The organism is Sphingomonas faeni (assembly GCF_003053745.1).
Lineage (GTDB): Bacteria > Pseudomonadota > Alphaproteobacteria > Sphingomonadales > Sphingomonadaceae > Sphingomonas > Sphingomonas faeni.
This window is the reverse complement of record NZ_QAYE01000005.1, coordinates 32,402-52,683: the sequence shown is the minus strand read 5'-3', so window position 1 is coordinate 52,683 and position 20,282 is coordinate 32,402. Positions and strand designations below refer to the sequence as shown.

Sequence of the window (20,282 nt, the reverse complement as noted above, 5' to 3'; positions counted from 1 at the left end):
CCCAGCATCCAGAGCCAGGAACGCCAAAACTGGTGGCTCTGGATCCTGACTTTCGTCAGGATGACGACTTGGGGGAATGATGTGGCTAGGCAACCGGCGGTCTATATCATGGCAAGCTGGCGCAACGGAACGCTCTACATCGGCGTGACGTCGGACCTGATGGCGCGGATCGTTCAGCACCGCGAGGGCGCATTCGCTGGGTTCACAAAGCGATACGGCGTGAACCAACTGGTGTGGTTCGCGATGGCCGACACGATGGAAGCGGCGATCACCCGCGAGAAGCAACTCAAGGTCTGGAAGCGCTCCTGGAAGAAAGAACTGATCGAGACCGACAATCCCACGTGGCGCGATCTGGCCGAAGACTGGGGTTTCGATCCGCTCCCCACCCCAATCCCGTCATCCTGACGAAAGTCAGGATCCAGAGCCACGGACGTCGCCGCTGATGGCTCTGGATCCTGGATCAAGTCCAGGATGACGGGATGAGAGGGCAGCATCCCTTACCCCATCGTCGGGATAACGAACGCGTCGTTATTCCGCGCCGGCCCGCCATCCTCAGCCATAGCCGGCAGCGCAGACCCGTCCGGCCAACGCTGCGTGATCGTCTTGACCTTGGTCCAGAACTTCACGCCTTCCATCCCGTGCTGGTTGGTGTCCCCAAACGCCGAGCGCTTCCACCCGCCGAACGTGTGATACGCGACCGGCACCGGTATCGGCACGTTGATGCCGACCATCCCCACGTTCACCCGCGCCGCGAACTCGCGCGCCGCGTGGCCGTTGCGCGTGAAGATCGCGACGCCGTTGCCGTATTGATGCTCGCTCGGCAGGCGCACCGCCTCCTCGAAATCGGCGGCGCGGACGATCTGCAGCACCGGCCCGAAGATCTCCTCCTTGTACGCCGACATCTCGGTCGTCACGTGATCGAACAGCGAAGGCCCGATGAAGAAGCCCTTTTCATGGCCCTGCAACGCAAACCCGCGCCCATCGACGACCAGTTCCGCGCCCTCGTCGACGCCGGTCTGGATCCAGTTTTCGATCCGGGTGCGATGCGCCGCGTTCACCACCGGCCCATAATGCGCGTCGTTGTCGGTCGACACGCCCACGCCCAAAGCCGCGATCGCCGGGATCAGCTTCTCGCGCAGCGCGATTGCGGTCTTCTCGCCGACCGGGACCACCACCGGCAGCGCCATGCAACGCTCGCCGGCGCTCCCGAACGCCGCACCCGACAGGTCGGCGACGACCTGGTCGAGGTCCGCGTCGGGCATGACGATGCCGTGGTTCTTCGCGCCGCCCATCGCCTGGACGCGCTTGCCCGCCTCGACGCCGCGACGGTATACGTAATGCGCGATGTCGGACGAGCCAACGAAGCTCACCGCCGAGATCGCCGGGTGATCGAGGATCGCATCGACCATTTCCTTGTCGCCGTGGACGACCTGGAAGATGCCCTCGGGAAGCCCCGCCTCGACGAACAATTCGCCGAGCCGCACCGGCACCGACGGATCACGCTCGGACGGCTTGAGGATGAACGCGTTGCCGGTGGCGATCGCGACGCCCGACATCCACAACGGGATCATTGCCGGGAAGTTGAACGGCGTGATGCCGGCACCGATGCCGAGCGGCTGGCGCATCGAATATACGTCGATCCCCGGCCCGGCGCCCTGCGTATATTCGCCCTTGAGGATGTGCGGGATGCCGCAACAGAACTCTATGACCTCGAGCCCGCGCTGGATGTCGCCCTTCGAATCCGCGATCACCTTGCCGTGCTCGGACGAGAGCAGTCGTGCGAGTTCGTCCATGTTCGCTTCGACGAGCCGCTTGAACTCGAACATCACGCGAGCACGCCGTTGAGGGTTAGTCGCGGCCCAGCCCGGCTGCGCCTTTTTTGCGGCGGCGACCGCACGGTCCAGATCGGTCGCACCCGACAGCCGCACGCGCGCCTGTACGTCGCCCGAATTCGGGTCGAACACATCACCGAAGCGCTCGGCCGTGCTGACCGCACCGCTCACGAAATTCTCGATCGTCCGCATGGGCATCCTCTTCTAGTTGCACGCACCGTCGGGCATAAGCGTTTCGCAGCCAAGCGGGGTTGTTTGCAGAATCGCTCTGCGAATATGCAGCATAGGGTGAGGCGTTCATGGATTGGGACGACGTCCGGTATTTCCTCGCTTTGGCGCGCACGCACAGGCTTGGGCCAGCGGCAAAACTGCTCGGGCAAGACGCAACGACGGTCTCGCGGCGGTTGCAAAGGTTGGAACGACGCCTCCAGACGACGTTGTTCGAACAGACTGTGGCCGGCTACGCGTTAACCGAACGTGGCGCTGCACTGCTCGACCACGCGGAGACGATGGAGGCGTCCGCACTCGGCATCCAGGAAGTGGTGGGCAATGACGCAGGCGTGCTCGCGGGGCCGATCAGGCTAAGCGTCTCGGAAGGCTTCGGCAGCCGCATTCTCGCGCCGCGTCTCGCGTCGTTCACCAACCAGCATCCGCGGATCGCGGTCGACCTGATCGCGTCGACCGGGTTCCTCAATCCCTCAAGGCGAGAGGCGGATATCGCGGTGATGCTCGCGCGACCGAAGAGTGGCCCGTTGGTGGCGCGAAAACTCACCGACTATCACCTCGGCCTATACGCGCATCCCGATCACCTCGCGCGGTCCGGACCGATCGCGACCACCGCGGACCTGATGCGGCACCAGCTGATCGGCTACGTGCCCGACATGATCTACGCGCCCGAACTCCGGTATCTAGCGGAGATCGACGGCCGGCTCGACGCGTCGATCCGCAGTTCGAGCATCGTCGCGCAGGCCGAGCTGATCGCGGCCGGCGCCGGCTGCGGCATCCTCCCGTGCTTCATCGGCGACAGCGTGCCGGGACTGGTTCGCGTCCTTCTCGAAGCCGTCGACATCCAGCGCTCGTTCTGGCTCGTCGTCCACCGCGACGTCCGCCGGATCGCGCGGATCGACCGGTTCATCGCCTGGCTGGACTCGACCATTGGCGACCTGAAGCCGCTGATGATGGGCGTGTCGTCCCCACCGATTGCCGCCCCCGAGTGAGGCCCGTATAGATCGATGTTGCATGGCAGCATCGCCGGGCCTGGAGCAGCGCGTTGATCCCCAAACTCTATCACCAGATGATCGACGCGATCGGCGACGGCACCGGCCTCCCCGATATCATCCTCCATATTCATGCCGGCATGGCGCTGCTCATGATCGCGCGGCTGATCACGCGGCGGTCGTTCGGGACGTTCATTCCGTGGTGGGTGGTCGTCGCGGGCGAGGCGTTCAACGAGATCATGGATCGGCTGAACTTCGGATCGTGGCGGTGGGAGGATACCTCGCTGGACATCGTCAACACGCTGCTATGGCCGACGGTGATCTGCCTTGGGGTACGATTGCGGCCAATGATCGCGCAGCGGGTCACGGTCAAAACGGCGTTGGTCGAGACGGTGCCTGATGTCGTCCCGATCGAAAGCGTACCAGTCGAGACCAGACACTAACCTGCCCCCCTCCCTGGAAAGGAGGGGTTGGGGGTGGGTCGGCCAGTTGGCTAGCGCCGAGCATCCCAAGCAGCCAACCCACCCCTAGCCCCTCCCTTCCAGGGAGGGGAACGCGTTGTGGGCAGGCTGGCTTGGTCTATTCAAACTAGCCAACCGACCCAGCTCAGCCCAGCGCGATGTAGCGTTGAAGGTGATAATCCTCATCGCCTAGCTGGTGGTCGATCATCACCAGCCGCTTCGCATAATGCGACACCGCGTATTCCCACGTCATGCCGATCCCGCCATGAAGCTGGATCGTTTCCTCCGCGACCAGCGCACCAGTCCGCCCGATCGTGTATTTCGCCGCCGCCAGCGCCCGCTCGCGCGCCTTCGCATCGTCGCCATCGAACGCCGACGCCGCGTTGATCACCGCGGAGTGCGCCTGTTCGATCTCGAGCAGCACCGTCGCCATGCGGTGCTGGAGCGCCTGGAACTTGCCGATGGGCACGCCGAACTGCTTCCGGTCGCGGAGGTAGCCGAGCGTCGCCTCCTTGACGAACTCCATCGCCCCGACCGCTTCGGCCGACAGCGCGAGCAACCCCGCCCCGACCGCCGCATCGACGATCGCCTGCCCCTGCCCTTCGCCCCCGACGCGCGCATCGGCGCTAAGCGCCACGTTCTCGAACGTCACATCCCCGGCCGCACCACCCTCGACGACGTTGAAGCTACGGACCGACACCCCCGCCGTGTCCGCCGGCACGAGCAGCACGAGTGGGTCGCCATCCTGCTCGACCGTCACGACGAACACCGATGCCGCACCGGCCTGCGACACGACCGCCTTCGTCCCGCTGAGCGTCCAGCCATCGCCACTCTTCGTCGCTATCAGCGGCGTCGCGCCGTCGTCATGCGCGAACGCGGCGATCGTCTCGCCCGACACGATCCTGGCCAGCGTCTCGTCATGGCCGCCGCCCGCAGCCAGCGCACGCCCGGCCATCAGCGCGCCCAAGAACGGCTCGACCACCAGCGCGCGGCCGAGTGCCTCGAACACCACCATGATGTCGAACCCGCTGCCACCGAAACCGCCCGCCGCCTCGTCGAACAACGCCGAGACGATCCCGAGTTCGGTCAGTTGCTGCCAGACCGCTGGGTCATACCCCGCCTCGCCATACGCACCCGCATTGCGCGTCTCGATCGGATAGCCGTCGCGCAACGCCCGCACGAGCGTGTCGGCGAGCATGCGGCGGTCGTCGGTGTGTTCGAAGTTCATGGTATCACAGACCCAGGATGGCTTTGGAGATGATGTTCTTCTGGATCTCGTTCGACCCGCCGAAGATCGACAGTTTGCGATTGTTGAAATAGCTCGGCGCCGCCATCGCCGCGTCCTCCGGGCCGACATCCTCGCCGTTCCAGCCTGCCTCCAGAGCTTCGGGTATGTAGGGCGCCGCATACGAGCCATAGGCGCGACGCGTCAGCGAGGTGATCTCCTGCCGGATCTCGGTGCCCTTGATCTTAAGCATCGAACTCTCCGCACCCGGCGCACCGCCACCCGCGACCGCCGCGAGCACGCGCAGGTTAGTCGTCTGCATGTTGGCCAGATCGATCTCGACCCGCGCCATCCGCGCCGCGAACAAGGGATCGTCGGCCAGCGCACGCCCACCCTTCTTCTGCATCTGCGCGACTTCCTTCAACCGCTCGAACGACGCGATCGAGAAGCCGACGCCGGCGATGTTGGTGCGCTCATAGGTCAGCAGGTACTTGGCGTAGGTCCAGCCCATGTTCTCTTCGCCGACGAGATTGGCGACGGGCACCTCGACATCGGTGAAGAACACCTCGTTCACTTCCTGCTCGCCGTCGATCAGCGTGATCGGGCGGACCTCGATGCCGGGCGACTTCATGTCGATCAGCAGGAACGAGATGCCTTCCTGCTTCTTCGCGGTCGGGTCGGTGCGAACGAGGCAGAAGATCATGTCGGCATGCTGGCCGAGCGTCGTCCACGTCTTCTGGCCGTTGACGACATAGACGTCGCCCTTCCGCACAGCCGTCGTCTTAAGGCCCGCGAGATCGGACCCCGCGCCCGGCTCGGAATAGCCCTGGCACCACCAGTCCGAGCCGTCGAGAATCCGCGGCAGCCACTGCTTCTTCTGCTCTTCCGAGCCGTATTTGATCAGCACCGGGCCGAGCATGTTGACGCCGAACGGGACGACGCGGGGCGCGTGCGCGAGCGCGGACTCATTGTCGAAGATGAACCGCTGGATCACGCTCCAGCCCGGACCACCCCATTGCTCGGGCCAGTGGTTCGCCAGCCAGCCGCGCTCGTTAAGGATCGCGTGCCATTCCTCCATGTCCGACTTGCGCAGTCGCTTGCCCTCGCGGACCAGCGTAGAAAGACGCGCTGGGAGTTTGTCGCGAAAGAACGCGCGGACTTCCTCGCGAAAGGCTTCTTCCTCGGGCGTGAAGCTGAGATCCATGACCATGTGACTCCTGATGTTGGAGCCTGTGTGCCACAGTCGATCGAAGAATTGAAGGACCGGTATGGTCTGGGTAATCGAATTTGTCGTGCGGAGCGACGCAGGTTGATCCGAACGGTATCGCGGCCCCTCCCGTCATCCTGACGAAAGTCAGGACCCAGAGCCAGGAACGTTAGCGCCCGTGACCCTGGGTCCTGACTTTCGTCAGGATGACGGAGTGGAGTGGGGCGATCGCCCCGTCAGAACCGGTAGCTGATCCAGCCCGCCAGAAAGTCGGAGTTCTTATACCCCGCATTGGTCAGCGCCGGCCCGGCGATCAGATGCTCGTATCGCCCGGTGAACGACAGCCGCGAGGTGAACGGATACACCGCCTGGAACCGCAGCGTATCGGCGATCTTCTTGCCCCCGAAATTCTGCGTTCCCGCGAATGCAGAGCCGTTCGCGCGGTACACCGCATCGCTCGTCGTATCGCGCCACGAGCGCTGATATTCCGCGGTCATGCGCAGCTTGCCGAACGGCGTGAAGGTCACGTTCGGTGCCAGCGCAATCAGGTTGGTCGGCGTCGCGAACAGCTGATAGCTGTAATAGATGTTGTTGCCGAACGGCGCCAACGAGTTGCGCAACGTGCCGTTACCGTACGCGCCGCCGCCGCTCGCATAGTCCGCGTGGAAGCCGACGCGCGGTGCGGACTTGCCCTCGCCGAGCTTGTAGGTCTGCGCCAACAGGATCAGCCACGCCTTGATCGAGCGGTTGTCGTACGAACCGCCCTGATAGTTGATCGTCCAGTCTAGGTTGACCGGCCCCGCATCGCCCCAGACGTGCAGGCCGTAGAAATTGCGGACTTCGCGCGCATTGTCCGTGCCCCATACCGCCGCGCGGTTGCGCAGGCGCCAGAGGAACGGATCGACGTATAGCTTCGAGCCACCGAACAGCGTCTCCGGCACGACGATGCCCGTCGAGATGCCCGAGAAGCGCCGTGCGCGCTCGGCGTTGTCGTCCTGAGTACCGCCATTGCCATACGCGGTCGGCTTGAAATCGAACACGTCGGCGCGGACACCGGCGGTGCGCGCCCAGGCGCGGAAGCCGTTGAAGCCAAAGAACAACGTGTTGTTGTCGCGTGGCACGACCAGCAGATTCGGACCGTCCGCGAACGTCTGGCGACCATAGCGCACGCCGACATCGACATCGGCGACCGTCCCGGTCAGATCGACGAACGCCTGCTGCACCGCCAGCTTGTTGCGCAGGTTCGGCAGCGCGGTGCCGAGATTCTGCCCCTCCAGCGTGCCGTGCGCGAGTTCGCCGTAGAAGCGGAGATGCTGGCCGACGTGCAGGTCGGCGCCACCGAACAGGCGGAGAATGTCCTGCCGCTGTGCCTCGGCATCGCGCAGATTGGGGTTGGTCGTCTCGTTGACGCGCAACCGCGCCTCGCCCGACAGCGTCAGATAGACGTCGCCATCACCCGCGATCGAGATGAACTTCAACTGGTCGACGATGTCCTTGCGCTTCTTCGGATCGCGCAGCTTCGACCAGTCCTCCGCCCAGCGCGACTGGTTGTAACCACCCGCCGTCACGCCGTCGCCGATCGCGGCGTTGGGATAGCTCTCGGCGATCGGCGAGGCTTCGGCGGTGCTCGACACGTCCTTGGCGCCGATATTGGCCTGCCGTGACGGCGGCGCCTCGGCCTGCGCGGTGGCGACATTCGCGAACGCGAAGATCGAGAGCGCGGACGTGGCAAGGCCAGCCGCGTGCCGCAAGCGGCGCATCGTCATCGAGGTCATAAGCAAGTTCCGGTACTGGCGAACGGGGACGGACTGGCCGTCCCCGCCGGCATCAATGGGCGGTAGCAGCGGCGGGGATTGCCGCCGGCACGAACTCGGGAAGCTTGCCCGACAAGGCAGCGTCGAGCTTGTCGCGGTCGAGGGCGCCCTCCCAGCGGGCGACGACGATCGTCGCTACTGCGTTGCCGATGAAGTTGGTGAGACTGCGGCACTCGCTCATGAAGCGATCGACGCCGAGGATCAGCGCCATGCCGGCGATCGGCACGGTCGGCACGATTGACAGCGTCGCGGCCAAGGTGATGAAGCCCGCGCCGGTGACGCCCGCCGCACCCTTGGACGAGATCATCGCGACGACCAGCAGCAACAGTTCCTGGCCGAGCGTCAAATGCGTGTTGGTCGCCTGCGCGATGAACAGCGCCGCCAGCGTCATGTAGATGTTGGTGCCGTCGAGATTGAACGAATAGCCGGTCGGCACGACCAGCCCGACCACCGACTTCTCGCAGCCTGCCGCCTCCATCTTCTGGATCAGGTTCGGCAGCGCAGCTTCCGACGACGACGTACCGAGCACCAGCAGCAATTCGGCCTTCAGATACTTGATCAGTTTGAAGATCGAGAAGCCAGTCAGCCGCGCGACGGTGCCGAGGATGACGATCACGAACAGCGCAGCGGTCAGATAGAAGGTCGCGACCAGCGCGCCGAGATTGGCGAGGCTGCCGATCCCGTATTTGCCGATCGTGAACGCGATCGCACCGAACGCACCGAGCGGGGCTGCGCGCATCAGGATGCCGACCAGCTTGAAGACGATCAGGCTGAGGCGCTCGAGGAAGTTCAGCACCGGCTTGGCAGGCTCGCCGACCAGGCTCAGCGAAATGCCGAACAGGATCGCGACGAGCAGGATCTGGAGGATGTTGCCCTCGGTGAACGCGCTGACCATCGTGTCCGGGATGATGCTCATCAGGAACCCGGTGATCGTCGTCTCGTGCGCCTTCACGGTGTAGTCGGCGATGCCCTTGGTATCGAGCGTGGCGGCGTCGATGTTCATCCCCGCGCCCGGCTGGACGACGTTGGCGACGATCAGGCCGACGATGAGCGCGAGCGTCGAGAAGAACAGGAAGTAGGCGAACGCCTTGCCCGCGACGCGGCCGACCGAGCCGAGCTCCTTCATCCCCGCGATGCCGGTGACGAGCGTCAGGAAGATCACCGGGGCGATGATCATCTTCACCAGCTTGATGAACGCATCGCCGAGTGGCTTCAGCGCCGCGCCGTACGTCGGATAGAAATGCCCGAGCGCCGCGCCGAGCGCGATCGCGATCAGGACCTGGATATAAAGCTGGCCGCTCCAGCGCTTCCGCGCGGGCGTTTCCGCGACGCCATATGTCTGAGTGGGTAGGGTCAACATCGCCTCCTGGTATTCTCGTCCACTCACGCGGGACGTTGTGTGCGACGGTAATGCCGGGCCGAACCCAGGACCACAAGAGCAGCCCCTTCAGCGCTTAAAACGTTGGTTTCTAGCCATTTATTACCATACCCATTGTTCGGACGTGCGGAAATTGCCGCGTTTCACCAATGGCGCGGCCATTGCGTGTGTGATAATCCGCACAAAATGACGCGACTCCGATCTCCTCTTTTCGTCACGGCGTTGACGGTGCTGATGGCGTTCGCGGCGCTTGGTATGATCGTCGCGGGAGTCGCCTCGATCTACGGCCAGCGCGCCGCCGAAGACGCGCGCGCCGGCGTTCGGATGCGCGCGGGCCAGCAGACGCGGAGCAACCTTCGCCTGCTCGAAGCGGAGCTGCAGACCTATCGCCTGTTGCCGATCATGCTCGGCGAATACCCCGACGTCCGGGCAGCACTCGCGTCGGGCAAGGTCGACCCCGCGCTCAACACCAAGCTCGCGCTGCTGGCCGAGCGCACCGGCGCCCCCGTCATCTACGCGCTGGATACGCAGGGCATGACGATCGCCGCCTCGAACGCCGGGCGCCCGGACAGCTTCCTCGGCCACGACTACCGGTTCCGCGACTATTTCACGAAGGCGATGGCCTCCGGCGCGACCGAGTTCTTCGCACTCGGCAGCGTCAGCGGGCGGCCCGGCCTGTACCTGTCGCGACGGATCGACCGCGCCGGTCGCCCGCTCGGCGTGGTCGTGGTCAAGGTCGAGTTCGAGAAGATCGCGCGCGCGTGGATCCAGGACCGGATGGCGACCTTCGTCACCGATCCCGACGGCGTCATCCTGATCTCCAGCGATCCGAAGCTCGAATTTAGGACCACCCGCCCACTCTCGCCTTCGCGTCGCGCCGAGCTGGTCGAGACGCGGCAGTTCGGGACGTCGCCATTGGCCCCCGCCCCACTGACGCTTGCCGAGGGGGTTTCGCGGCTGCCCGACGGATCGCCTGCGATCACGGTGTCGCTGCCGGTACCGATTTCGGGTTGGCGGTTGGTGCACATGGAGCCGCTCGACGCCGCCTTGCGCACCGCCGCCGCCCGCACGCGCTGGGCCACCGCGATCGCCGCGATGCTGACGATCGCCGCAATGCTCGGCGCGTGGTGGCTGTACGAACGGCGCAAGCGCAACGTCGGTGCTCGCGCCGAACTAGAGGCGGAGGTCGCGCGCCGCACCGCCGAGCTCCGCGCCACCGCCGATCGCCTCCAGATCGAGGTCGAGCAGCGCGAGGCGTCCGACCAGCGCTTCCGCCAGGCACGCGAGGAACTCGCGCACGCCAACCGCGTCGGCTCGATTGGGACGATCACCGCCAGCGTCGCGCACGAGATCAACCAGCCCGTCGCCGCGATCCGCACCTTCGCCGACAATGCCGCGGCCTTCCTCGACCGCGGCGAACCCGCGCGCGCGGCAACCAATCTCCAGTCGATCGTCGACCTCACCAGCCGGATCGGAACGATCACCGCGGGCCTCCGCCGTTATGCCCGGCGCGGTGCAGGATCGATCGGCCCGGTGGCGCTCGACGAGGCGATCGACGGCGTCCGCCTGCTGATCGGCGACCGGTTCCGCGCCAAGGGCGTGACGCTCGACCTGCCGAATGGCCCCGAGGCACGGCTCACTGTCATCGCCGGCCGCGTCCGCCTGGAGCAGGTGCTGGTCAACCTCCTCCAGAACGCGCTCGACGCGGTCGCCGACCGCCGCGATGCCCGCGTGAGCGTCACCGTCGGACGCAAAGGCCGCGATGTCGTGCTGACCGTCGCCGACAACGGCCCCGGGATCGAAGCCGATATCGCCGACCACCTCTTCACCCCGTTCGCGACGAGCAAGAAGGACGGCCTCGGGCTCGGCCTCGGCATCGCGCGCGACATCATGACCGAGTTCGGCGGCACGCTCGACCTCGTCCCCGCTCCAGAAGGCGCCATCTTCCGTATGATCCTGGTGAAGGCATGAGCGAGCAAGCGGTTCTGCTCGTCGACGACGACGACGTCCTCCGCGGCGCGCTGGAGCAATCGTTCGAACTCGCCGGCATCGCGGTGATCGCCGAGCGCGACCCGACCGTCGCGCTCGCCCGCGTGACCGCCGGGTTCGATGGTGCGGTGGTGTCCGACATCCGCATGCCGAAGATGGACGGCCTCGAACTCTTCCGCCGGATCGCCGCGATCGACCATGAGATCCCGGTGCTGCTGATGACCGGCCACGGCGACGTCGCGATGGCGGTCGCCGCGCTGAAGAACGGCGCGTTCGACTTCATCCCGAAACCCTTCGCGACCGACCATTTGATTGCGGGGGCACGCCGGGCGCTCGAAATGCGCAGGCTCGTCCTCGACAACCGCCGTCTCCGCGCCGCCGCCGAAGAAACGATCGGTGCCGAACCGCTGATCGGCGAGACCCCGGTTATGGTCCGCCTCCGCGAAACGATGCGCCAGATCGCCCAAGCCGATATCGACGTGCTGGTCGAAGGCGAGACCGGCACCGGCAAGGAACTCGTCGCCGTCCTGCTCCACCGCTGGAGCAACCGCCGCTCCCGCCCGTTCGTCGCGGTCAACTGCGCCGCGCTCCCCGAGGCGGTCGCCGAGATCGAGCTGTTCGGCCACGACGGCGACTCCCGCCTCCCCCGCACCGGCCGGATCGAGGCCTCGAACCGCGGCACGCTGTTCCTCGACGAGATCGAGAGCACGCTGCCGGCGTTTCAGGCAAAACTGCTCCGTGTGCTCGAGGAGCGCGAGGTGATGCCCGTCGGCGGAGATCTCCCCCGCGCGCTCGATCTGCGCGTAATCGCCGCCGCCAAACCCGGCCTCGAACAGGCTGTCGAGGAAGGGAGGTTCCGCGCCGACCTCCTGTTCCGCCTCGATGCGGTCCGCCTGCGCATCCCGCCGCTCAGAGAACGCCGCGACGACATTCCGCTGCTGTTCGGCCATTTGCTCCACCAGGCCGCCGAACGGTTCGGCCGCGAGGTCCCGACGATCGACACCGCGACGCTAGCGTATCTCGGTCAGCACGACTGGCCCGGCAACGTCCGCGAACTCGACAACCTGGCGAAACGTCTCGTGCTCCGAGTCGAGGCGGAAGAGGCGGTCGACGAGGACAGCGACATCCCCCTTCCCGCCCGCGTCGACAAGTTCGAGGAAGCGACGATCCGCGCCGTGCTGCAACAGGTAAGTGGCGACGTCCGCTCCGCGCTGGCCGCGCTCGGCATCCCGCGCAAGACGTTCTACGACAAGCTCAAGCGCCACGAGATCGACGTCGAGGCCTACCGCCCGACTAAGGGGTGACTCTCAATCCTCCCCCGCCAGGGGGAGGTGGCACCGAAGGTGACGGAGGGGGAGGACACGGAACAGCGGTTACCCTTACCTCCCCCTCCGTCTTGCAAGTGCCAGCCACCTCCCCCTTGCGGGGGAGGATCAGGGCGGCGAGGGTGAGTGCCGATCGAGATCTAAGTCGGAATAACCGGCGGCGGCACACCGCCCTGCCGCGTCGCCACGAACTTCGCGAGCGGCGGCCCGATCAGCAACACCCCCAGGAACCGCAACACCTGAAGCGCCATCACGAACGGCACATCGACCGGGCTCGACGCAGCGATGATCGCGACCGAGTCCATCCCGCCCGGGCTCGTCGCCAGATACGCGGTAACCGGATCGATCCCCCACCAGCGCGTCAACGCCGCCGCGATCCCGCCGCAGAACGCGATCAGCAGCGCCACCGACAACAGGATCCGCGGCATCGCCTTGCCCGCCACCCGCAACGTATCGCGCGTGAACGACAGCCCGATCCGCCACCCGACCACCGCATAGCTGATCGCGAGCAGCCACTGCGGCAAAACCGGTTGCGCGACGCCGGTGACATTGAGCGCCGCCCCCGCGACCAGCGACCCGAGCAGCGCGCCGGCGGGAAGCTTCAGCACCACACCGACACTCGCACCAACCCCGGCAATCGCGATCGTCCGCAAGACGGCGACCGGATCGACCGCCGCAAACCACGCGCCCGCAACATGATGCCCACTCCCGCCGCCGACCATCACCGCTGCCAGCACCGACGCGACCACCGCCACGCTCACCACCCGCGTGTAGGTCATCACCGCGACCAGCCGCGAGTCCGCGCCGTAGGCCTGCGCCATCAACACCATCGCGCTCGCAGCACCCGGCGTCGAACCCCACACCGCGACGGTGCCCGGCAACACCTGCCACCGGCTCAGCAGGTATCCGAGCACGCTACTCGCCGCGAGCGTGACGAAATTGACCATCAGGAACACCGGCCAGTGATCCGCCACTGTCGCGACGATCCCCGTGGTGATCGACCCCGCAATCAAAGTCCCGACCGCCGCCTGCGCCCCGCGAAACGCCGAAGTCGGCACGCTCAGAGACCATCCCCGCACCGCCAGCACGACCGCAGCGACCATCGGCCCGAGCAGCAACCCCGCAGGCAGCCCGACGACCTCAAGCAGACCGGCGATCACCGCCGACAGCGCGATCAAGACAGCCCACCGCCAGATCATGGCTTGGTGGCGAACCAGATCGTGTGCCGCGCGCCGCCCTTCCGCGTCGCCCGCGCGATCACTTCGTCGACCGCGAACCCGGCTTCGGAAAGTCGGGTAGCGAACGGCTTGCTCGGAGCGGACGACCACACGGCGAGCACGCCGCCCGGCCGCAAAGCCGCTCGCGCCAGAGACAATCCGCGCGCCCCGTAAAGCCGATCGTTACCCGGCCGAGAAATCCCGTCCGGACCGTTATCCACATCGAGCAGGATCGCGTCCCAATCACCCTCCGCGATCGCCGCGGCGACATCGCCCTCGAAGATCCGGGTCCGCGGATCGGTCAGGCTGTCGTCGTGCAGCGTCGCCATAGGCCCGCGCGCCCACTCGATCACGGCCGGCACGATCTCCGCAACCGCCACCGCCGCATCGGGCCCAAGCCGTGCGAGCGCCGCGCGAAGGGTAAACCCCATCCCAAGCCCGCCGATCAGCATCCGAACACCCGGCCGCCCACCGATCCGGTCGCACGCCTGCTCCGCCAGCGCCTCTTCCGACCCGCTCAACCGACTGTTCATCAACTCGTTCGCACCGAGCATGATCGAAAACTCGGCGCCACGCTGGAGCAAGCGAAGCTCACCCCCACCCGGAACCTGCGCCGTCCCGAGAAGCACACGTGGGATCATGCCGACCAAGCCGCGATATCGTCCTGCTCGCCGATCAGCGCGAGACCGTGTGCGATCGAGGTCAGCTCGCCGCCGCTCATGATCGCCGCCTCGCCGAACCGCTCCACGAAGATGCGGCGGATACGCGGGATCAGCGACGACCCGCCAGTCAGGAACACCCGGTCGATCTCGCCGCCACCGACGTTCGCCACCTCCAAAGCCCGGTCGACCGCCGCCTCGATCCGCACGACGTCGTCGGCGATCCAGCCCTCGAACTGCGCCCGCGTCACGTCCGCCTCGATCTCCAGGCCTGCGCCTGCGAAGTGGAAATGCGCATCCTCGCCGCTCGACAGCGCCCGCTTGAGCGACCCGACCGCATCGTACAGAGGATACCCCAGTTCGTTCTCGATCACCGCAATCATCCGCCCGATCGCGTCGGGATCGACCGCGGTCTTCTGCAACCGCTCCAGTTCGGTCATCGTCTTGCGGTTGCGCATCAGCGCGAGCCTGGACCAGTCCGCGAAGTCGGCGAAATACGCGCGCGGAATCTCCAGTTCCTTGCCGAACGACTTGTACGCGCCGCCCTTGCCCAGCATCGGCAGTACCAGCCGGTCGAGTATCCGGTAATCGAACCGATCCCCCGCGATCCCGACGCCCGCATGCCCAAGCGGCGTACAGCGCCGCGCCGCGCCCGGCTCGGCAACGCGCACCACCGAAAAGTCGCTCGTACCACCGCCGAAATCCGCCACCAGAATCGTCGCCGGCTCGGTCAGCCGCGTCGCGTAGCTATACGCCGCCCCGAGCGGTTCGTAGACGTAATGGATCTCCGCCCCGAAGCCTTTGAACATCGCGTCATAGCGCGTGCGGGCGAGCGCTTCGTCAGGCCGCGCGCCGGCATATTCGACCGGGCGGCCGACGACGATCCGGTGCGGCCGCGTATCGAGCTTGCCGCCCGCATGCGAAATCAGCTTTTCGAGGAACAGCTGGCCCATTTCCTCAAAGCGGTACCGCTTATCGAAGACCGACGCCTGCTCGAACGTCTTCATCGCCGCGACCGACTTGAACGACTGGATGAACCGGCTGTCGAGCGGGTACTCCATATATTCCGCGATCGCCCACGGCCCCGCGTCCGACGCGAGCCCCTTGCCGCTGTCGTCCTGCCAGAAGCACAACGCCGAGCGGAATACCGGGCTCGTCTCGGCAGGGGCGGCGAAGCTCACGAGTTCGGGCGTCCCGCCGCGCGTCCCCAGCGCCACGACGCTGTTGGTCGTGCCGAAATCCAGCCCCAAGGCGGGGCCGCCAGCGTCCGTCTGCATCGCGTCGTCCTTCAATGAACGCGCGCCTATGCCGATGCGCGGGGCGGGATGGCAACCCCGTGCGTGCTTCGGCGGACTAGTTGAGCGGCCTTCGTGGAGCTTCGATCCGTGACTGGATGACCGCACACAGCGGAAGCCCGTCAAGAGTCGGTTTCCAGCGGTTTGCCTTTTTTTCCAAGCGAGCCGTTCGCACACATTTTTATCAGGCCCGCCCCTTCTCCCTAGGACGAAACAGGGCCGGTCCCTCGCAGCGTAACCAAACGCTAAGCTCTTGGGGATAAGCATGCCGCGATGTTCGTATCGCTGACAGCGCGTATAACCGCGATCGGACTCATCGTCCTCCTCGCGTTGGCGTCTTTGGCGGGGCTCCTCGCCGATGCGTCGTATCAGGCCAGCCAGAGCGTTCACTGGGCCGCGCATTCCGCCGGGATCATCGAGACGACGGAAGCGGCGCTGGGCGATCTGCGCGAGGCCGAATCCGGCCAGCGTGGCTTCGTCATCACGCGCGATCCAGCCTATGCTCGGTCGTACGCCGAACGTGTGGATAGCGCTGCCCGAACCATCGCCCGAGTCGTTGAACAGACCGACGACAATCCGCTTCAGCATGCACGGGCGCAGGAAATCGCGGTGCTGATGAAGGAGCGCTCCGCCATTTTGCTGCAACCGTTGAATCTTGCCCGCCGGGGTGATTTTTCCGGCGCGGTCGCGGTCATCGCGAGTGGCCGCGGCCGCGAACTGATGGATGCGATCAGCGTGCGCGCGCAGGACTTTCTCGACGAGGAACGCGCGCTCCAGTCCACGCGGCAGGACGCAGCGGTTCAGCGGCTGGAAAGCGGCAAGAGATTGGCGATACTTGGCGCGATCGCCGTCGCCCTCATCGTCGTCGGCAGCTTTGCGCTGCTCGTCCGGGCGATCCGCCGCCCGCTGGCGACCATGATGCGAGCGATGACCGCGCTTGGCAGCGGCGAACAGGACGCCCGCATCGATACTGCGATGGGATCGCGGGAGTTTACCCGCCTCGCCGTCGGCTACAATGCGATGGCCGACCGATTAAGGGGTGCCGTCGCAGACCAGGGAACCAGTGAGCGGCAATTGCAGATCGTCAACACCGAACTCGAGCAGAACACGAAGTCGCTTCGCGAACGCGGCGACGTCATCGAACTGCTCGGCGGCATGGCGCATCGCATGCAGGCCGCGCGCACCGACGACGAGTTGGCGCAGATCGTCCGGGTGTTCGTACCGCAGGTGCTCCCCGACATCCCCGGCGCGCTGTACGCGCACAACAACTCGCGCAATTGCCTTGCCCCCGTCGCGAGCTGGGGCGGCATTACCGTGCCGATCGAAGGTTTCGCGCCAGAGCGGTGCTGGGCGCTGCGTCGCGGCCAGAGCCACTCCGTCGAAGACCCCAGCCGCGAGATCGTCTGCGGGCATGTCGCGGAGAACGAGGTGTATCATTGCGAACCCCTGCTCGCGGGCGGCGAGGTCATCGGCGTGCTCTATCTCCAGGGACGGATCGGAGCCGAGAACCGCTTCCGGATGAACGTTCTGACCGAGAACATCGCATCCGCGCTGGTCAACCACCGCTTGCAGCGATCGCTACGCGAGCAGACGATCCGCGATCCGCTCACCAGCCTGTTCAATCGTCGCTACATGGAAGAAACGCTCAAGCTGGAGATCGCCCGATCCTTGCGCGCGGGGAGTCCGCTCAGCCTCGTCATGTGCGACATCGATCATTTCAAGCGGTTCAACGACGAGTTCGGCCACGATGCCGGCGACTCAGTGCTGCAGATGGTCGCGGCGGAGATGCGCAGTCGGTTCCGCGACGGCGATGTCATTTGCCGCTTCGGCGGCGAGGAGTTCACGATCATCGCGCCGGGCACGACCGCGGAAGCACTTGCCGGTCGCGTCGAGACCGTGCGGCGCGCCATTGCGGAACTGGCTGTCCGACACGGCAACCGCACGCTGGGCTCGACCAGCATGTCGTTCGGCATCGCGACCTGGTCCGACGCCATGGACCGGGATGGTACGACGCTCATCCAGGCGGCGGACATGGCATTGTATCAATCCAAGCGTGACGGCCGCAACCGCGCCACCATCAGCATGCTCGCGGCTTGATCCGGGTCGTTCGGACCGGGCCCGGCGCGCCGTCGACTGGAACAGCGGGGCATTGAGAATCGGATTGCACGGATAGAGGATCTCACCGGGCTGAAGACTCTCCCCGACCCCGCCCCGCTTCCAATCGGCTGCGGCAGGAATCACATCAGCGGTAGCGCGCAAGCCACGCGGTGCGCCGGTCAGTCTGCTTCGTCAGGCAGGCGGGATGGTTCAGGCGTTCGATCGTGCCGACGCCGTCGCCTTGATCGAGCGGGCAGGCAGCGTCGCGCTGTTTGATCCAGGCGCGCTGCGACATGCGCAATGCGGTGCGACGCGCAGACGGCAACCGTTTCATGGTGGCAACATAGGTCCTGTTCAGTCGCCCATCGGCCCGCTTGTAATCCGCGCCGAAACAGGCCGCCATCGCCGGGGTGATACCCTGTGCGGCCTCCCCGGTGTTGAGGCAGCGGTCGAGATCGGGCGAGCCAGCCAGGGTGAGGGCAAGCGCTAGGATCAGCATTTCAGGTCTCCTTTCCCTGTCCAACGTCGCAAACCCGGGTCGGTTCTGTGGCGCCTGCGTAAATCGTCAGCCCCGCGAAGCCACGTATCGGCACGGAGCGCGATTGCGGTATCTAGCGCACCGGAATTGACGGTTCGGAGGTCGCGATGCGCGTGTTGGTGACGGGATTGGGCGACATCGCTCACAAGGGATATCTGCCGGTGCTGGCGGCGAACCCCGAACTGGAACTCCATCTGGCGACGCGCGACCAGCGGGTTCTCCGTGAAGCCGGACGTTCGTTCCGCGTGCCTCACCTTCATGCCAGCGTAGAGCATGCATTGGAGGCGGCGACCTTCGACGCGGCTTTCATCCACGCCGCGACCGGTGCGCATCCGGCGCTCGTTCGACTGTTGCTGGAACGGCGTATCCCCACCTTTGTCGACAAGCCGCTCGCCGACAATCTTGCCGAAACCCAAGAACTTGTGGCGCTGGCGGAACGCCAGGAAACGCTGCTGACAGTCGGGTTCAACCGCCGGTTTGCCCCGGACTACGCGGCGCTTCGTGGTACCGGCCCGAGCTTGATCGTCATGGAAAAGCACCGTTACCGCCAGGCCGACACCCCGCGCAAAGTAGTGTTCGACGACTTCATCCATGTCGCCGACACGCTGCTGTTTCTGGCGCCTGCCCCATTACTGCGCCGCACGATCGAGACTCATGTCGAGCATGGAGTGCTCAAGGTGGTGACGCTGATGCTGGCGGGCGAGGGCTTTACGGCCATCGGCACGATGCACCGGGATAGCGGACTGGACGAGGAACGACTGGACGTGATCGGGAACGGCGTGAGGCAGTCGGTGCGGAACATGGCGGAACGGGTGCGCTCCGCCGGCACGGAGTGCCACCATCGGCGTAGTGACTGGACCTCCGTCGGACGTCAGCGCGGCTTCGAAGCGATGTGCGCCGACTTTCTGACGGCGGTACGCGAGAAACGCACCACCCCGGCTGCAGCCATTTTGGCGACACACGCGCTCTGCGAAGCCATCACTGCCCATGCGGACGCGCACGGAAGAGCCGACTGACCACCTTATGCAGATATTTCAGGTAATTAGGACGCCATTCTCGACACATACGCACTATGTTACAAGTATAAGAAACCCAAAACAGTTATATTTGAACGTATAATTCTCTTCATTACAAGCAACTAATCCGCATCGATACCCGACACAATTATTCGTCCGATCCGGACATGTTATCATCAGGAACCCACGCGGTCTGGAATCGTTGGTGCCCCGCAGCCGCAACGGCTGTTCCATGAGAAGAGTGACTTATGATTAAAACATTGATTCTCGGCGCGTCCGCCGTCGCCATGACTGCCCTGCCAGTTGCGGCCAGCGCCGCGCCTGTCGCCAATTCGGCACAGTCGCTCTCGGTCGCGTCGCCGGTTCGTGCGGGCACGTCGTCGAAGAAGGCAAGCAATCTCACGGGCGTGAGCATTGTTCCGCTGATCATCGGCGTCGGCATCGTCGCTGGTGTGACGTACCTGATCGTCGATCATGAAGACGACAACAACTCCGACAGCAACTAAGTGAAATGGGTCGGGTAACACCGGCCCATTTTTCTATCGAACAGATTGCCGCGGATCGACCCGCATCGAGGCGAACCGATGACTCTCGCATGGCATCTCCTGACGCTGCTGGCATCGCCCGCCGACCTTGCCGCAATGCCGTCGGGTGATCCTACCGGCACCAGCTTGCCGCGTTGCCTGGAGCGCGAAGCCAACGCCTCCACCGCCGGCCAGACCGAATGCGAGACCACAGCGCTGCGCGACTATGATCGGCGCATGAACCTTGCGTACGCGGCACTGCTGCGGCGACTCCCTGCCCCGGCGGCGCAATCCCTGCGCCAATCGCAAAGGGTCTGGATCACCTTCCGGGATGCCGAGGACAGGGTGCGAACTGCTATCTACGCCACCCGCAGCGGCACGATGTACGTCCCGATGGAGGCGGCTTCCGGGACAATCCTGACGCGAGACCGCGCGCTGCAACTGGAAGGCTATGCGCGCATACTCTCGATCGAGCGCTGACCGTCCGA

General features: G+C 65.5%; 18 protein-coding genes. 9 read left to right on the top strand and 9 right to left on the bottom strand.

Features of this window, described 5'->3' with window-relative positions:
• The first annotated feature begins 81 nt into the window (after positions 1–81).
• Positions 82–405, top strand: a complete 324-nt coding sequence (locus C8J25_RS10360; protein ID WP_244186977.1) for a GIY-YIG nuclease family protein — start codon at positions 82–84, stop codon at positions 403–405.
• A 92-nt stretch (positions 406–497) separates the two neighbouring features.
• On the opposite strand, the gene C8J25_RS10355 is transcribed toward C8J25_RS10360, so the two are convergent.
• Complete coding sequence (locus C8J25_RS10355; protein ID WP_107954369.1) at positions 498–2,024, bottom strand: CoA-acylating methylmalonate-semialdehyde dehydrogenase; 1,527 nt, start codon at positions 2,022–2,024, stop codon at positions 498–500.
• A gap of 107 nt (positions 2,025–2,131) precedes the next feature.
• Here C8J25_RS10355 and C8J25_RS10350 point away from each other — a divergent pair, with 107 nt between their 5' ends.
• Complete coding sequence (locus C8J25_RS10350) at positions 2,132–3,049, top strand: LysR family transcriptional regulator (RefSeq protein WP_107954368.1); 918 nt, start codon at positions 2,132–2,134, stop codon at positions 3,047–3,049.
• Between the two features lie 53 nt (positions 3,050–3,102).
• Positions 3,103–3,492: a hypothetical protein gene (locus tag C8J25_RS10345; RefSeq protein WP_244186976.1), complete on the top strand. Its 390-nt coding sequence runs from the start codon at positions 3,103–3,105 to the stop codon at positions 3,490–3,492.
• 163 nt (positions 3,493–3,655) lie between these two features.
• On the opposite strand, the gene C8J25_RS10340 is transcribed toward C8J25_RS10345, so the two are convergent.
• From C8J25_RS10340 to C8J25_RS10325, 4 genes are all read right to left on the bottom strand, one after another.
• A complete protein-coding gene (locus tag C8J25_RS10340; RefSeq protein WP_107954367.1) occupies positions 3,656–4,738 on the bottom strand; it encodes an acyl-CoA dehydrogenase family protein in 1,083 nt (360 codons plus the stop codon).
• A gap of 4 nt (positions 4,739–4,742) precedes the next feature.
• Positions 4,743–5,939, bottom strand: coding sequence for an acyl-CoA dehydrogenase family protein (locus C8J25_RS10335; RefSeq protein WP_107954553.1), 1,197 nt, complete (start codon positions 5,937–5,939; stop codon positions 4,743–4,745).
• 239 nt (positions 5,940–6,178) lie between these two features.
• Entirely contained in the window at positions 6,179–7,717 is a 1,539-nt protein-coding gene (locus C8J25_RS10330; RefSeq protein WP_244186975.1) for an alginate export family protein, read from the bottom strand.
• A 52-nt stretch (positions 7,718–7,769) separates the two neighbouring features.
• Positions 7,770–9,113, bottom strand: a complete 1,344-nt coding sequence (locus C8J25_RS10325; protein WP_425275463.1) for a dicarboxylate/amino acid:cation symporter — start codon at positions 9,111–9,113, stop codon at positions 7,770–7,772.
• A gap of 207 nt (positions 9,114–9,320) precedes the next feature.
• Between C8J25_RS10325 and C8J25_RS10320 the strand changes: the two genes are divergently transcribed.
• Positions 9,321–11,105, top strand: coding sequence for a sensor histidine kinase (locus C8J25_RS10320; protein WP_208622569.1), 1,785 nt, complete (start codon positions 9,321–9,323; stop codon positions 11,103–11,105).
• Positions 11,102–12,427, top strand: a complete 1,326-nt coding sequence (locus tag C8J25_RS10315) for a sigma-54-dependent transcriptional regulator (protein ID WP_107954365.1) — start codon at positions 11,102–11,104, stop codon at positions 12,425–12,427. The genes C8J25_RS10320 and C8J25_RS10315 overlap by 4 nt, the downstream gene beginning before the upstream one ends.
• A gap of 161 nt (positions 12,428–12,588) precedes the next feature.
• Here C8J25_RS10315 and C8J25_RS10310 read toward each other — a convergent pair whose 3' ends face one another.
• From C8J25_RS10310 to C8J25_RS10300, 3 genes are read right to left on the bottom strand one after another with little or no spacing between them, the layout of a single operon-like run.
• Positions 12,589–13,647 carry an AbrB family transcriptional regulator gene (locus C8J25_RS10310; RefSeq protein WP_107954364.1) on the bottom strand — a complete coding sequence of 353 codons (1,059 nt, stop codon included), beginning with the start codon at positions 13,645–13,647 and terminating at the stop codon, positions 12,589–12,591.
• Complete coding sequence (locus C8J25_RS10305; RefSeq protein ID WP_107954363.1) at positions 13,644–14,306, bottom strand: spermidine synthase; 663 nt, start codon at positions 14,304–14,306, stop codon at positions 13,644–13,646. Before C8J25_RS10305 ends, C8J25_RS10310 begins: the two co-directional genes overlap by 4 nt.
• Complete coding sequence (locus C8J25_RS10300) at positions 14,303–15,601, bottom strand: Hsp70 family protein (protein WP_107954550.1); 1,299 nt, start codon at positions 15,599–15,601, stop codon at positions 14,303–14,305. The genes C8J25_RS10305 and C8J25_RS10300 overlap by 4 nt, the downstream gene beginning before the upstream one ends.
• Before the next feature lie 291 nt (positions 15,602–15,892).
• On the opposite strand from C8J25_RS10300, the gene C8J25_RS10295 reads away from it, so the two are divergent.
• The gene (locus C8J25_RS10295) at positions 15,893–17,716 is read left to right on the top strand and encodes a diguanylate cyclase (RefSeq protein ID WP_208622568.1); all 1,824 of its coding nucleotides are present in this window, start codon (positions 15,893–15,895) and stop codon (positions 17,714–17,716) included.
• A gap of 145 nt (positions 17,717–17,861) precedes the next feature.
• Here C8J25_RS10295 and C8J25_RS10290 read toward each other — a convergent pair whose 3' ends face one another.
• Entirely contained in the window at positions 17,862–18,215 is a 354-nt protein-coding gene (locus tag C8J25_RS10290; RefSeq protein ID WP_107954362.1) for a lysozyme inhibitor LprI family protein, read from the bottom strand.
• Between the two features lie 146 nt (positions 18,216–18,361).
• On the opposite strand from C8J25_RS10290, the gene C8J25_RS10285 reads away from it, so the two are divergent.
• The 3 genes from C8J25_RS10285 to C8J25_RS10275 all read left to right on the top strand — a co-directional run bounded on the left by C8J25_RS10285 (position 18,362) and on the right by C8J25_RS10275 (position 20,274).
• The gene (locus C8J25_RS10285) at positions 18,362–19,270 is read left to right on the top strand and encodes a Gfo/Idh/MocA family protein (protein ID WP_107954361.1); all 909 of its coding nucleotides are present in this window, start codon (positions 18,362–18,364) and stop codon (positions 19,268–19,270) included.
• A 248-nt stretch (positions 19,271–19,518) separates the two neighbouring features.
• Positions 19,519–19,776: a hypothetical protein gene (locus C8J25_RS10280; protein WP_056065305.1), complete on the top strand. Its 258-nt coding sequence runs from the start codon at positions 19,519–19,521 to the stop codon at positions 19,774–19,776.
• A gap of 78 nt (positions 19,777–19,854) precedes the next feature.
• Positions 19,855–20,274 carry a lysozyme inhibitor LprI family protein gene (locus C8J25_RS10275; protein ID WP_244186973.1) on the top strand — a complete coding sequence of 140 codons (420 nt, stop codon included), beginning with the start codon at positions 19,855–19,857 and terminating at the stop codon, positions 20,272–20,274.
• The last annotated feature ends 8 nt before the right edge of the window (positions 20,275–20,282 follow it).